Annotated in this window: 11 protein-coding genes and 1 other annotated feature; all 11 genes read left to right on the top strand. The window is 53.1% G+C overall.

Annotated elements, in window-relative coordinates:
• The first annotated feature begins 156 nt into the window (after positions 1-156).
• The 11 genes from BUB68_RS15725 to BUB68_RS14340 all read left to right on the top strand — a co-directional run bounded on the left by BUB68_RS15725 (position 157) and on the right by BUB68_RS14340 (position 13,638).
• Positions 157-291 carry a hypothetical protein gene (locus BUB68_RS15725; protein WP_256625448.1) on the top strand — a complete coding sequence of 45 codons (135 nt, stop codon included), beginning with the start codon at positions 157-159 and terminating at the stop codon, positions 289-291.
• 163 nt (positions 292-454) lie between these two features.
• Entirely contained in the window at positions 455-1,912 is a 1,458-nt protein-coding gene (locus tag BUB68_RS14385; RefSeq protein WP_073092862.1) for an aminotransferase class I/II-fold pyridoxal phosphate-dependent enzyme, read from the top strand.
• Positions 1,913-1,960: 48 nt separating this feature from the next.
• On the top strand, positions 1,961-2,821 hold the full coding sequence (gene speE / locus BUB68_RS14380; protein WP_073092859.1) for a polyamine aminopropyltransferase: 861 nt from the start codon (positions 1,961-1,963) through the stop codon (positions 2,819-2,821).
• Positions 2,818-4,077 (top strand): saccharopine dehydrogenase family protein, encoded by a 1,260-nt coding sequence (locus BUB68_RS14375; RefSeq protein WP_073092856.1) that lies wholly within the window; start codon positions 2,818-2,820, stop codon positions 4,075-4,077. Before speE ends, BUB68_RS14375 begins: the two co-directional genes overlap by 4 nt.
• Positions 4,078-4,086: 9 nt before the next feature.
• Complete coding sequence (gene nspC / locus BUB68_RS14370; protein ID WP_073092865.1) at positions 4,087-5,256, top strand: carboxynorspermidine decarboxylase; 1,170 nt, start codon at positions 4,087-4,089, stop codon at positions 5,254-5,256.
• Entirely contained in the window at positions 5,253-6,362 is a 1,110-nt protein-coding gene (aguA, locus tag BUB68_RS14365; RefSeq protein WP_073092853.1) for an agmatine deiminase, read from the top strand. Before nspC ends, aguA begins: the two co-directional genes overlap by 4 nt.
• A gap of 478 nt (positions 6,363-6,840) precedes the next feature.
• Positions 6,841-7,716 carry an N-carbamoylputrescine amidase gene (gene aguB / locus BUB68_RS14360; protein ID WP_073092850.1) on the top strand — a complete coding sequence of 292 codons (876 nt, stop codon included), beginning with the start codon at positions 6,841-6,843 and terminating at the stop codon, positions 7,714-7,716.
• 94 nt (positions 7,717-7,810) lie between these two features.
• Positions 7,811-8,003: a binding site (T-box leader), on the top strand.
• 58 nt (positions 8,004-8,061) lie between these two features.
• A complete protein-coding gene (gene pheS / locus BUB68_RS14355) occupies positions 8,062-9,087 on the top strand; it encodes a phenylalanine--tRNA ligase subunit alpha (protein WP_073092847.1) in 1,026 nt (341 codons plus the stop codon).
• A 22-nt stretch (positions 9,088-9,109) separates the two neighbouring features.
• Entirely contained in the window at positions 9,110-11,539 is a 2,430-nt protein-coding gene (pheT, locus tag BUB68_RS14350; protein ID WP_073092843.1) for a phenylalanine--tRNA ligase subunit beta, read from the top strand.
• 12 nt (positions 11,540-11,551) lie between these two features.
• Positions 11,552-11,815, top strand: coding sequence for a cell division protein ZapA (locus BUB68_RS14345; RefSeq protein ID WP_073092840.1), 264 nt, complete (start codon positions 11,552-11,554; stop codon positions 11,813-11,815).
• 101 nt (positions 11,816-11,916) lie between these two features.
• Positions 11,917-13,638 carry a methyl-accepting chemotaxis protein gene (locus tag BUB68_RS14340; protein WP_073092837.1) on the top strand — a complete coding sequence of 574 codons (1,722 nt, stop codon included), beginning with the start codon at positions 11,917-11,919 and terminating at the stop codon, positions 13,636-13,638.
• Positions 13,639-14,014: the final 376 nt, after the last annotated feature.

Here is a 14,014-nt window from a genome sequence, read left to right as displayed (position 1 = left end):
GACTCGGTTCTCCTGTGACAAGAACATCGATGTGCTTGCACCTTTCAGCAAAGGCGTAGTAGTCTTTACGAGCGTACCTTTGGGTGGAGGTGGGGATGCTTTTTTCGCCGACGGAACGACTGCCTGAACGAAGTGAAGGCTGGCCCGCAGACAGCATTGGCTGGAAGCTTCGTTGATTGGAGCGCCGTTGGCCTGCCCGGCGCAGGTAACTGGAAGATACGTACTTCTGCTGGCGGGTCATTTAGTGGAGCGGCGAAAAAGTATTCCCACCGCCGCCCCGCTGAGCTGTAACAAATTGCGTTCAGGCACACACAAACAAACTGCAATTTATCTAATTTCATTGTGTAAATATAATAAAATATAATTTTACTTGCTTTAATTCACGATTGACTGTAAAATTTTACTGTAATGATACTCGTGATAATTGTCAGATTATTCATTTGGGGAGGCGGAAATGGATCGAATCAGTCAACATACTGCGCCGGTTTATGAGGCGATGCTGGAACTGCGCAAACGGCGTGTTGTTCCTTTTGATGTGCCCGGACATAAGCGGGGCCGGGGCAATCCGGAACTGGTGGATTTTCTCGGGGAAAAATGCGTGGGCGTGGATGTCAATTCCATGAAGATGCTGGATAACCTGAGTCATCCCATCTCGGTCATAAAGGAAGCAGAGGAGCTGACAGCAGATGCTTTCGGGGCTCGGCATGCTTTCCTGATGGTGCACGGTACCACTTCGGCAGTGCAGGCCATGGTCCTGGCCACCGTGCGGGCGGGGGAAGAAATCCTGCTGCCCCGTAATGTGCATAAGAGCGTCATCAATGCGCTGGTGCTCTGTGGGGGGATTCCTGTCTATGTGCCGGTGCGGGTGAATCATCAGATCGGCATTGCTACAGGTATGGCGTTGTCGGATGTGGAGCGGGCTATCCGGCAGCATCCTCAGGCTAAAGCGATTTTTGTCAATAATCCGACTTACTATGGTATTGCTTCTGATCTCAAGGGCATTGTAGAGCTGGCACATCAGGCAGGTATGAAGGTACTGGTGGATGAAGCCCATGGCACGCATCTGTATTTCGGGGATAATCTGCCCATTTCCGGTATGGCAGCCGGCGCGGATTTAGCGGCGGTTTCCATGCATAAATCCGGTGGCAGCCTGACCCAGAGTTCCATCATGCTCTGCGGTGAGGGCGTGGATGCAGAACACGTGCGGCAGATCATCAATCTGACGCAGACGACCAGTGCATCATATCTGTTGATTTCCAGCCTTGACCTTTCCCGCCGGAATCTGGCCCTGCATGGCCGGGAATCCTTTGAGAAGGTCAGTTCCATGGCCGAGTATGCCCGGGCAGAAATCAATGAGATTGGCGGTTTTTATGCCTATGGCCGGGAGCTCATCGATGGGGACAGTGTCTTTGACTTCGATGTGACGAAGCTGTCTGTTTTCACGCAGGGCATCGGCATGACGGGCATTGAAGTCTACGATATGTTGCGGGATGAGTACGATATCCAGATTGAATTCGGCGATATCGGCAATATCCTGGCCTATATTTCCATTGGTGACCGCATCCGGGATATCGAACGGCTGGTCGGGGCACTGGAGGATATTGCAGACCGCTCGGCGGCAGCGGACAAGAAAGAACTCTATTGTGGGGAATTCATTGCCCCGGAGCTTGTGATGAGTCCCCGGGAGGCTTTCTATGCGCAGGGCGAGAAACTGCCTTTGGAGAAAACTGTAGGCCGGGTGGCCGGGGAGATGCTCATGTGCTATCCGCCGGGGATTCCCATTCTGACACCGGGAGAGCGCATCACGCAGGAAATCCTGGATTATATCGAATACGCCCGGGAAAAGGGCTGTTCCCTGCAGGGAACACAGGATCCGGAGTGCAGGGAAATGCGCATCCTGACAGAAATTTGACAAGTCAATTTGGCTGGTCAGTATGACCGGTCAAAGGAGGGGAAGTTTATGGAAATATGGTTTTCCCAGATGGATACGGAAAACGTCAAGACTTCTGTGCGGGTGGACAGGCAATTATTTTCCCGGCAGAGTGAATATCAGCGCATTGATGTCTTTGAATCCCGGGAATTCGGTAGGATGATCGTGCTCGATGGCGAAATCATCTTCTCAGAGGCCGATGAATTCATCTACAACGAAATGGTGGTGCATGTGCCGATGGCCGTTCATCCCTGCGTGAAGAATGTGCTGATCATCGGCGGCGGTGATGGCGGCGTGGCCAAAGTGCTCACACAATATCCGGAAATCGAGTCCATCGATGTGGTGGAGCCGGATGAGATGTTCATCGAGGTGTCCCGGGAATTCTTCCCGGAGACCGCCAAAGGTTTTGATGATGACCGGGTGAAGATCACCAATATGGACGGCCTGCGTTTTTTGCGGCGCTGCCGGGATAAGTATGATCTCATCATCAACGATTCCACCGATCCCTTTGGGCATACGGAAGGGCTGTTCACCCGGGAATTCTATGGCAACTGCTATCGGGCCCTGCATGATGATGGCATCATGGTCTATCAGCATGGCAGTCCGTTCTATGATGAGGATGAGGCGGCCTTCCGGGCCATGCATCGCAAGGCCTATCAGAGTTTTCCTGTGAGCCGGGTTTATCAGGCAAGTATTCCCACCTGTCCGGCAGGCATATGGATGTTCGGCTTTGCGTCCAAAAAGTATCATCCCTTAAAGGACTTTGATGCGCAGCGCTGGAATGAACGTCAGCTGGAGACTTGGTATTATACGACACATTTGCATAAGGGTGCTTTTATGCTGCCCAAATATGTTGAGGATATTCTTTCAGAGGAGGAAATGAAAAAATGAGCAAATTGATGATTATCGGCTGCGGTGGCGTAGCAAGCGTGGCAATCCATAAGGTGTGCCAGAATGATGAGGTATTCGATGAACTGATGATTGCCAGCCGCACGGTTTCCAAGTGCGATGCCCTGAAAGAAAAACTGCAGGGCCAGACGAAGACCAAAATCACCACGGCCCAGATTGATGCCGATGATGTGGAAGCTTTGACCAAGCTCATCAAAGAATACAAGCCTGATGCGGTGCTGAACGTAGCCCTGCCTTATCAGGACCTGACCATCATGGATGCCTGCCTGGCTGCCGGTGTGGACTATATCGATACGGCTAACTACGAACCGGAGGACACGGAAGATCCGGAATGGCGCAAGATTTACGAGAAGCGCTGCAAGGAGCTGGGCTTCTCCGCTTACTTTGATTATTCCTGGCAGTGGGCTTATGAGGACAAGTTCAAGAATGCGGGGCTGACGGCGCTCTTAGGTACGGGCTTTGACCCGGGGGTAACTTCTGTATTTGCAGCCTATGCCAAGAAGCATTACTTTGACACCATTGACACCATCGATATCTTGGACTGCAACGGCGGCGACCATGGCTATCCCTTTGCCACGAACTTCAATCCGGAAATCAACCTGCGGGAGGTTTCTGCCCCCGGTTCCTATATGGAAAACGGCAAATGGATTGAGATTCCGGCCATGAGCATCAAGCGGGAGTATGACTTCGAAGGCGTGGGCAAGAAGGATATGTACCTGCTGCACCATGAGGAAATCGAAGCTTTGGGCCGCAATATGCCGGAAGTGAAGCGCATCCGCTTCTTCATGACCTTTGGCCAGAGCTACCTTGACCATATGCGCTGCCTGGAAAATGTGGGCATGCTGTCCACCACCCCCATCAATTACAACGGTCAGGAAATCGTGCCGATCCAGTTCCTCAAAGCCCTGTTGCCGGATCCCGCATCCCTGGGCCCCCGTACCAAGGGCAAGACCAATATCGGCTGCATCTTCACGGGCAAGAAGGACGGCAAGGAACGCTCCATCTATATCTACAATGTCTGCGACCATCAGGAGTGCTATAAGGAAGTAGGCTCGCAGGCCATTTCCTATACCACGGGTGTTCCGGCGATGATCGGCGCTATGCTGGTGGCTACGGGCCAGTGGAAGAAGCCCGGCGTCTTCACCACCGATGAATTCGATCCGGACCCGTACATGGAAGCCCTGAACAAATGGGGGCTGCCCTGGAAGATCGAAGAAAATCCGGTGCTGGTGGACTAAGGCATGAGCATGAAAATCGACAAAGTGCCCACGCCCGCCTATGTGGTGGATGAGCAGGCCTTAGAGAACAACCTGCAGATATTGCAGGAAGTCAAAGCGGCGGCAGGCTGTAAAATCCTGCTGGCCCAGAAATGCTTTTCCATGTTTGCGGAGTACCCTTTGATTGGCAAATACCTCGATGGTGCTACGGCCAGCGGCCTTTTTGAAGCCAAGCTCGGGCATGAGGAAATGAAGGGGGAGAACCATGTGTTTTCCCCGGCCTACCGATCTGAGGAAATCGAGGAGCTTGCGGCCATCTGCGACCATGTCATCTTCAATTCCTTTTCCCAGCTGCGCCGCTTCGGGGCCAAGGTCAAGGAAATCCAGCGGGCGCGGGGCGTGGAATATGGCATTGGCCTGCGCATCAATCCTGAGTGTTCCACCCAGGATCATGCTATCTATGACCCCTGTGCGCCTGGCTCACGGTTAGGCGTTACGGCAGAGGACTTTGCTCAGGCGGTGGAGGCCGAGCCGGAACTTTTTGCCTTGCTGGATGGTCTGCATTTCCATACCCTCTGCGAACAGAATAGTGACGCCCTGGCGGAAACGTTACGGGCAGTGGAGCAGAAGTTTGGCCGCTGGCTGGAGCAGGATTCTGTCCATTGGCTCAATATGGGCGGCGGCCATCATATCACGCGGGCGGATTATGACCGTCAGCTGCTGATTGATTTGGTCAAGGCCGCTAAGGAAAAATATGGCGTAGAAGTCTATCTGGAACCCGGAGAGGCTGTGGCCCTGAATGCGGGATATCTGGTCACCGAGGTATTGGACATGGTAACGAACCATGGCACGCATACCCTGTTGCTGGATGCATCCGCTGCCTGCCATATGCCTGATGTATTGGAGATGCCCTATCGGCCGCCTTTGAAAGATTCCGGGGAAGCCGGGGAGAAAGCCTATAACTATAGACTTTCTTCCTGCACCTGTCTGGCCGGGGATATTATCGGGGATTATTCCTTTGACCGGGAAATCCTGCCGGGCGACAGGCTCTATTTTGAGGATATGGCCATCTATTCCATGGTGAAGAACAACACCTTCAACGGCATGGCCCTGCCTGCCATCTGGAAGATGGATGCGGCTGGTGATTGCACGCTGGTCAAAAAGTTTGGTTATCAAGACTTTAAGGAACGATTGTCATGATGATAAAGGATAGTACACCCAAAGCCGATGGCTTTTATATGCCCGCAGAGTTTTCCCCCCATGCGGGTACTTTCCTGATCTGGCCCACCCGGCCCGGTTCCTGGACAAATGCCGGTGCTGATGTGCAGCCGGTGTTTGTGGAGCTTATCCGGGAGATTTCTGCGGTGGAGGAGCTTTATCTGCTGGTGGATGAAGAGCACCGCCCGCAGGCTGAGAAGATGCTGAGTGACCTGCCACAGGAGCATATCCATTATCTGGACATTCCCACGGATGATGCCTGGGCCAGGGATATGGGGCCTACCTATGTGGTGGACGGCCAGGGCAGGCGCCGGGGCATCAACTGGCGCTTCAATGCCTGGGGCGGTGATTTTGATGGCCTTTATCCGGATTATGAGCAGGATGATGCGGCGGCAGAGAAGATGTGTGCGGCCTTAGGGGATGAACTCTACGATGCTGGCGATTTTGTGCTGGAGGGCGGTTCCATCCATGTGGATGGGGAAGGCACGGTTGTCGTGACCGAAGCCTGCCTGCTGTCCAAGGGGCGCAATCCTGACATGTCCAAAGAGCAGATTGAAGCAATGCTGCTGAAGTATCTTGGGGCAGAAAAAGTCATTTGGCTGCCCCGGGGCATCTATAACGATGAAACCAATGAGCATGTGGATAATGTCTTTGCCTTTGTAAAGCCCGGGGAAGTATTGCTGGCCTGGACGGAGGATGAATCTGACCCGCAGTATGCGCTGAGTCAGGCGGATTTAGCGGTGCTGGAGTCGGCTACAGATGCCAAGGGGCGCAGGTTTGTCATCCATAAACTGCCCATACCGAAGAAGCCTGTCTGCATTACGGCGGAAGAAGCCAACAGCTTCACCTTTGAGGAAGGTGAGGACAGGCGGGAGCCCGGCGAGCGCCTGGCGGCCAGCTATGTGAACTTCTATCTCTGTAATGGCAGGGTCATCCTGCCGCAGTTCGGAGATGAAATGGACATAGAGGCCCAGCGTATCTTAGGGGAATGCTTCCCGGAGCGCAAAGTGGTACCTCTGCCTGCCAGAGCTGTAATCGTGGGGGGCGGCAATTTCCATTGTCTGACGCAGCAGATTCCTTTAACCTAGTACGCCAGAAGTCCTCCACCTCTTAGGTGGGGGACTTCTGGCGGGTCTGGCGAATTTACGTAAGTAATTGAGCCAGACAATTGCTTTTGTAGCTTATTTTGCGGTACAATCTTGGTAACGAATATCGAAAATCTTCGGAAGAAAGGAGAAGACCTGCGAAATTCTATAGACTGTTGTTCTACGGTCTCACGGAGTCTGAAACGTCGATAACCAAGGCAGTAAGCTCCCAGCAGGTACGAACAAGGGTTTTGTGATTATCCTCTCTTTCCCGTAACCATTCGGGATGTAACATGTGCGAAGTCAGATTAGCCGACAAATCACAACTACCGTAGGAACTACGGGAAGTTACGCCTGTGGAGAGTGTGTAAGACGGATATGTTCTCTTTTGGGAGAGCGTACCGCAGTTCTCGACGAATCAGGAAGCTCCAGCCTCTATAGGCGGGAGTAGTTCACGCACACAGACAAACGAGGTGAAACAATGCGCAAGGTAACCGTTGCCGCCATTCAGATGCAGATGACGGCAGATGTTGATGCGAATATAAATAAAGCCGAACAGCTGGTACGAAAAGCCGCGGGACAGGGCGCGCAGGTCATTTTGCTGCCGGAGCTCTTTGAGCGGCCCTATTTCTGCCAGCAGCGGCAGTATGATTTCTATGCTTATGCCACGGCCGTGGAGGAAAATCCCGCCGTTAGGCATTTCCAGCCCATTGCCAAGGAACTGGCTGTGGTTATGCCCATCAGTTTCTATGAAAAGGATGGCACCCGCTTGTTCAATACCATTGCCATGCTGGATGCGGATGGTTCCGTGATGGGGGTCTATCGCAAGACGCATATTCCTGACGATCATTATTATCAGGAAAAGTTCTACTTCACGCCGGGCAACACCGGCTTCAAGGTCTGGGATACCCGCTATGGCAAGATTGGCGTGGGTATCTGTTGGGATCAGTGGTTCCCCGAAGCTGCCCGGGCCATGGCCCTGCAGGGAGCAGAAATCCTGCTCTATCCCACGGCCATTGGTTCCGAGCCCATCCTCGCAACTGACAGTATGCCTCATTGGCGCCGCTGTATGCAGGGGCATGCGGGCAGCAATCTCGTGCCTGTTATAGCGGCTAACCGCATTGGCGTGGAGCAGGTGGAACCCTGCGAAGAAAACGGCAGCCAGTCCTCGTCACTGGATTTTTACGGTTCTTCCTTCATCACGGACAATACCGGCGCCATCCTGGTGGAAGCCGGCCGCACGGAGGAGCAGGTACTGACGGCAGGTTTCGACCTGGACCAATACGCTGAGGACAGGCTGAGCTGGGGCCTCTTCCGCGATCGTCGTCCGGAAATGTATCAGGAGATCATCAAGTAAGTGGATACAGCATTTGCCATACCATCCGTAACCTCAGCTTGGGAGGCATATATTTTCATTGCATTCCCTTTGTCTTTGTGTTACAATTCTATGTATTATGGCGATGAACAAGAAGAGTAGGTCTCATAGGCGTTTTCAGAGAGTCCCCGTTGTTGGAAAAGGGATAATGCCGGAGATTGAAAGTTCGCTTGGGAGCCTTTCGGAGGAAATGCCGGACGTAGGACTGCGTTAAAGTTATCGAGTGAAAAATCAGGGTGGTACCGCGAACATCAGCCTTCGCCCCTCGTGCACATATGTTGTGCGGGGGCGAGGGCTTTTATATTGAAAGTAATCAGGAGGTAAATAATGGAAGAGAAGATTGCTGAGCTGAAGGCTGCGGCTGCAGCTGAAGTCAAAGCCGCCAGTGATATGACGGCGCTGAACGATATCCGTGTAAAATACTTGGGCAAGAAGGGCGAATTCACCGCCATCCTGCGCGGCATGGGTAGCCTGTCTGCTGAGGAACGTCCGAAGGTGGGCAAGATTGTCAACGTGGCCAAGGCTGAGATTGAAGAGCTGATCAGCCAGCAGACCGGTGAACTCAAGGCTCAGGAAATGAAAAAACGTCTGGCCAGCGAGAAAATCGACGTGACCCTGCCGGGCCGCAATGTGCCGCAGGGCCATCTGCATCCGCTGACGCTCACGATGCAGCGCATCAAGGACATCTTCGTGCACATGGGCTTCAGCGTGGAAGAAGGCCCGGAAATCGAGCGGGATTACTTCAACTTCGAAGCACTGAACCTGCCCAAGGATCATCCGGCTCGCGATATGCAGGATTCTTTCTACATCACCGACGAAATCCTCATGCGTTCGCAGACGTCTCCGGTACAGGCTCGCACGATGCAGGCCAACGAACCGAATAAACCGATTCGCATGATTGCGCCGGGCCGCGTTTATCGCCGCGATGAATACGATGCTACCCATTCCCCGATGTTCACGCAGGTTGAGGGTCTGGTTATCGACAAGGGCATCAGCTTTGCTGACCTCAAGGGCACCCTGGAACTCTTCCTCCATCAGATCTTCAACGAAAATGTGGGCGTACGTTTCCGTCCGAGCTTCTTCCCGTTCACGGAACCCTCCGCTGAGGTCGATATTTCCTGCGTCATGTGCCATGGCGAAGGCTGCAAGGTCTGCAAGGGCACGGGCTGGCTGGAAATTCTCGGCGCCGGCATGGTTCATCCCCATGTACTGGAAATGAGCGGCTACGACCCGAAGGTGGTCAGCGGCTTTGCTTTCGGTCTGGGCGTTGAGCGTATCGCCATGCTGTCCTACGGCATTGACGACTTGCGCCTGTTCTACGACAATGACGTGCGCTTCTTGCAGCAGTTCTAAGTTTAGATAGGGAGGATACATAATGCAGGTTTCCATTAAATGGTTGAATGATTATATAGATTTCAAGGAAACGGCGGAAGAGCTGGCCGATAAGTACACCATGGCCGGTGTCCCCGTGGAAAATGTCATCCGGGCTGACGAGGGCCTGGACAAAGTGGTGACGGGCCGCATCGAGAAGCTCGAAGCGCATCCCGATTCCGACCATCTGCAGATTTGCCAGATGAACGTCGGCGAAGCAGAACCTATTCAGATTATCACCGGTGCCCAGAACGTGGCCGAAGGCCAGATCGTGCCGGTAGCTATGGTAGGCGCTCATCTGCCCAACGGTCTGCATATCAAGAAGGGCAAGCTGCGCGGCCTGCCCTCCAACGGCATGCTGTGCTCCGCCGAAGAGCTCAAGATGGATTTGACCAAGCTTACCGACGAGGAAAAGGACGGCATCTACATCCTGCCCGCTGACACTCCGGTAGGTGTACCGGCTAAAGACGTGCTGGGCCTTGATGATGTGGTGCTGGAATTTGAACTCACCGCCAACCGCGCTGACTGCTTCAGCGTCATGGGCTTGGTAAGAGAAGCTGCCATCCTCACGGGCAACGAGCCGAAATATCCGGAAATCACCGTGAAGGAAGATGATGAGGCAAAGGCTGCCGACATGATCAAGATTGGCATCGACAGCGACCTCTGCAGCCGTTTCGCTGCCCGCGTCATCAAGAACGTGAAGGTTGGCCCCTCGCCGGAATGGATGCAGCAGCGCCTCGAAGGTGCAGGCATCCGCGCTATCAACAACGTGGTAGACGTGACCAACTTCGTCATGGTGGAACTGGGCCAGCCCATGCATGCTTATGACTATGATGAAATCGCCGGCCACAGCCTCACGGCCCGCCTGGCCAAAGAGGGCGAAAACCTCCATACGCTGGATGACAGCTCCCGCATTGCCAAGGGTACGGAGCTCGTCATCGCTGATGCGGAAAAGCCCGCCGGCCTTGCCGGTGTCATGGGCGGTCTGGAATCCGAAGTGACGGAAAAGACTACGACCATCGTGCTGGAAGCTGCTTCCTTCAACGGTGCCAGCATCCGCCGCACTTCCCGCGCCTGCGGCCTGCACTCCGAGGCTTCTGGCCGTTTCGAGCGCGGTGTGGATGTGACGGCGATTCCCCGCGCCCTCGACCGTGCTTGCCAGCTGTTGCAGGAAATGGGCGCCTGCACCGTAACTCAGGGCATGGTGGATGTATATCCCGCTCCCCAACAGGAAACGGAAATCGCCTACACGGCTGAGCAGATCAACGCCCGCCTGGGTACGCAGCTTTCCGCTGCCAAGATGATGGAAATCCTCACGAGCCTGGGCTTCGTGGTACGGACGGAAGGGGATGGCTTCGTAGCCAAGGTTCCCTCCTGGCGCAATGACTGCACCTGCATGGAAGACCTCTCCGAGGAAATCTCCCGCATCTACGGCTTCGACAATATCGCACCGACCTTGCCCTGGGGGGCTGTGATGCAGGGCAAGCAGAGCCCGCGTCAGGACTTCATCGACAAGATCAAGGAAGTCCTCGTCGGCCTGGGGATGACGGAGGAGCTGTCCTTCAGCTTCACTAATACGGATTTGCTGGATAAGATGCTGGTGCCTGCTGACAGCGAACTGCGTAAGGCTGTGCCCATCATGAACCCGCTGACGGATGATTATCCGTTGGTGCGCACGAGCCTTCTGACCTCCATCATGGAGAACGCTGTACGCAACTTCTCACGCAAGAACATGGACCTGCGTCTTTTCGATGTGGCTCCTGTATTCTTCCCGAAGCAGCTGCCGGTAACGGAACAGCCTGATGAAGTCATCAAGCTTGTTGGCCTGATGACGGGCCGTCGTAATATGGTGGGTTGGAACCAGACCAATGACATGATTGATTTCTACGATATGAAAGGCCTGGTGGAAGAGTTGCTGGCCAGCCTTTCCATTTCCAAGTACACTGTGGAAGCTGGCGAACACTTCGCCCTGCATCCGGGCAAGACGGCGCTCTTCAAGAAAGGCCGCGAAGTCATCGCTACCATCGGCGAACTGCACCCGCAGGCTGCGGAAAACTTCGGCATCAAGCAGAAGGTCTACCTCTTTGAGATGGATGTGGAAGTGCTCATGAAGTACACCGCCAAGAACTTCCATTTCGATAGCCTGCCGAAATTCCCGGCAACTTCCCGTGATCTCGCCATTGTAGTGGATACGGACGCCGAAGCCGGCAAGATCGAACAGGTCATCACGAAGAACGGCGGCAAGCACTTCAAGTCTGTGACGCTCTTTGACGTCTACACTGGCGAGCATGTGGCCGAGGGCAAGAAGAGCCTGGCCTTCAACCTCCAGTTCCAGTCCAAGGACAAGACGCTGACCGATGAAGAAGCCGATACGGCCTTCAACAACATCCTCAAGGCGGTGGAAAAACAGTTTGGTGCCGAATTGCGTGCCTAAGCAGGTGATATTATGGCAGAAGAAAAGAATAGCCCATCCGCTCAACGAGTGGTCGTGGATATCTATGGTACCAGTTATCCATTGAAGACGGACAATCCTCAGCATATGAAACAGCTGGCCGCGGCGCTGGACAAGCGGATGAAAGTCATGAGCCGGGGGGTACGTACCTTTGATGAGCGAAAAATCGCGGTTCTCACAGCACTGGAAATTGCCGAGGAGTATTACAAACTGAAGAAGGATTATGATGAATTGGTAAACCTTCTGGACGAAAAATAAAAAAATAGCAGGATTTTTGAGCCTGTCCACGAATATAACCCGTAAAGACATAGGGATGCCTTTATGGGTTATATTTTTTATAATAAAGGAGCGGGTGAGAAATGGGATTATTGAATAATCTGCGGATGGCTTATAAGTTGCTGATTTTAGCCGCTTTCGCTGTGGTTGGCATGCTTTTTATCGGTTATGCCGGTTATTCGTCATTGCGACAGGCACAAGTGGACATGGAAATCATGTATACCCGGTCGGTCAAATCTCTTGACCATATTGGGATGGTACGCTATGGGATGCGCTATTCCCAGGGGATGGCGGTTATCTCGACCACATTTAAGGACAATCCGACACGGATGGAGTCTTTGCAGAAGAAGTTTGATACCGGTATAAATCTGGTGGAAGATAATCTGGCGGCTTATGAAAGTATTCCCGGCAAGAGTGCGGAGATCCAGAATGAGTTTGCGGAAATAAAGAAACAGTGGGGAAACATCAAGTCCACGATGAGCGACGTGATCAGGCTGTCCCGTGAAGGCAAACAGGAAGAGGGCCTGGAGCTATATAATGCAAAGGGTTCCAAGCTCATGGATGAAGTAGCACCTCATATCAATAAAATCAAGGCAGCAGAGTCAAAAGCGGCGGAAGAGCTGAATGCGAAGAACGACCAGGATACGGAAGACACCATCCGCAATATGATCATCTTGTTGGTGGTGGGCTTGATTATCATGGTGGCAGCTGCAATGTATATTACCCGGGAAATCGTCAATCCGGTCGAATCCATGATCCGTTCCTTGGAACGTCTGCGCAGCGGTGATTTCAGCGACCATCCTCGCACCATCGTCCGCGGTGATGAATTCGGTGTTATGGCAGATAAACTGGCTGAAGTGCGGACTACGCTGAATGGGTTGATGCGTAATACCAGCACTACGGCTGAACAGTTGGCGGCTTCTTCGGAAGAGCTTACGGCCAGCTCCCATCAGTCAGCACAGGCTTCCGAGCAGGTGGCTCAGTCCGTTACCAACGCGGCTGGTGCCGTTGCTGAACAGCAGCAGGACGTAGGAGATGTCATTGACTCTATCGATAATGCAGTACAGGCTATTGGGCGTTTGAGTCATACCGCTAATATGGTCTCGGAACATGCCAATACCAGCAATAAGGCTGCTGTTGAAGGCAATGAAGCGGTGAAACAGGCGGTCAATCAGATCAACAGTGTGGCACAGATCGTCAACAGCTCAGCAGAAACCGTGGATAAACTGGGGCAGAGCTCTCAGGAGATCGGACAGATCGTGGAGACAATCTCTTCCATAGCGGAGCAGACCAATCTGCTGGCGCTCAATGCGGCAATCGAGGCTGCCCGCGCTGGTGAACATGGCCGTGGTTTTGCTGTCGTAGCGGATGAAGTCCGTAAGCTGGCGGAAGCTTCTCAGGAAGCTGCTAAGCAGATTACCGGTCTTATCAGCGGTATCCAATCAGAAACTGCAGCTGCAGTTTCTTCCATGCAGAAAGGCAGTGCTGCTGTTAAAGAGGGAACTGCATCGGTAGAACAGCTTCGCGATACATTCAAGAGCATCTATGATGCAGCTTTGGGAGTGGCTCATCAGGCTGAAGAAATGACCAAAGAGTTGCGATTGGTGGAACAGGATACACAGACCATCAAGAACAAATCAGATGGTATTCTCCAGAAAGGGGGAACGGTGGCTTCGGAAATGGAAAGCGTTTCTGCTGCTTCCGAAGAACAGTCCGCATCTGCTGCTGAGATTGCCGAGGCCAGCACATCATTGGCAAATCTGGCACAGGGGCTGCAGAATTCCCTGCAAAAGTTCAAATTTTAACCTAATCCGCCAGAAGTCCTCCACATCTTAGGTGGGGGATGAAGGTGGGGCTGGCGAATTTACGTAAGTAATTGAGCCAGACAATTGCTCCGTAGATAGTTATGCGGTATAATCTTGGTAACGAATATCGAAAATCTTCTAAGAAAGGAGAAGACCTGCGAAATTGCGTTACGCAGCTGAAACGCGAAAACCAAGCAGTAAGCTGCCAGCAGGTATAACTAGGTGCGTGTACCATCTACCGCGCGAAAGTGGTAACATGATTAGGTGGTCAGTGCTAAGTCAAAAGGCCGACAAGTACACAACTACCGTAGGGACTACGGGAAGTTACGCCTGTGGAGAGTGTGTAAGACGAATATATTCCTCGGAATATATCGCA

Origin of the sequence: Pseudoselenomonas ruminantium, from assembly GCF_900142515.1 — a bacterium.
Taxonomy (GTDB): Bacteria; Bacillota; Negativicutes; order Selenomonadales; family Selenomonadaceae; genus Selenomonas_A; species Selenomonas_A ruminantium_D.
The sequence above is the reverse complement of the archived record's forward strand: the minus strand, read 5'-3'. Positions and strand labels throughout refer to the sequence as shown.

What these genes read in the sequence shown, in the direction of transcription:
- BUB68_RS14385 (WP_073092862.1), top strand. Translation starts at nt 455, where the DNA reads ATGGATCGAATCAGTCAACATACTGCGCCGGTTTATGAGGCGATGCTG.
- aguB (WP_073092850.1), top strand. Translation starts at nt 6,841, where the DNA reads ATGCGCAAGGTAACCGTTGCCGCCATTCAGATGCAGATGACGGCAGAT.
- pheT (WP_073092843.1), top strand. Translation starts at nt 9,110, where the DNA reads ATGCAGGTTTCCATTAAATGGTTGAATGATTATATAGATTTCAAGGAA.
- BUB68_RS14345 (WP_073092840.1), top strand. Translation starts at nt 11,552, where the DNA reads ATGGCAGAAGAAAAGAATAGCCCATCCGCTCAACGAGTGGTCGTGGAT.
- BUB68_RS14340 (WP_073092837.1), top strand. Translation starts at nt 11,917, where the DNA reads ATGGGATTATTGAATAATCTGCGGATGGCTTATAAGTTGCTGATTTTA.
- speE (WP_073092859.1), top strand. Translation starts at nt 1,961, where the DNA reads ATGGAAATATGGTTTTCCCAGATGGATACGGAAAACGTCAAGACTTCT.
- BUB68_RS14375 (WP_073092856.1), top strand. Translation starts at nt 2,818, where the DNA reads ATGAGCAAATTGATGATTATCGGCTGCGGTGGCGTAGCAAGCGTGGCA.
- pheS (WP_073092847.1), top strand. Translation starts at nt 8,062, where the DNA reads ATGGAAGAGAAGATTGCTGAGCTGAAGGCTGCGGCTGCAGCTGAAGTC.
- aguA (WP_073092853.1), top strand. Translation starts at nt 5,253, where the DNA reads ATGATGATAAAGGATAGTACACCCAAAGCCGATGGCTTTTATATGCCC.
- nspC (WP_073092865.1), top strand. Translation starts at nt 4,087, where the DNA reads ATGAAAATCGACAAAGTGCCCACGCCCGCCTATGTGGTGGATGAGCAG.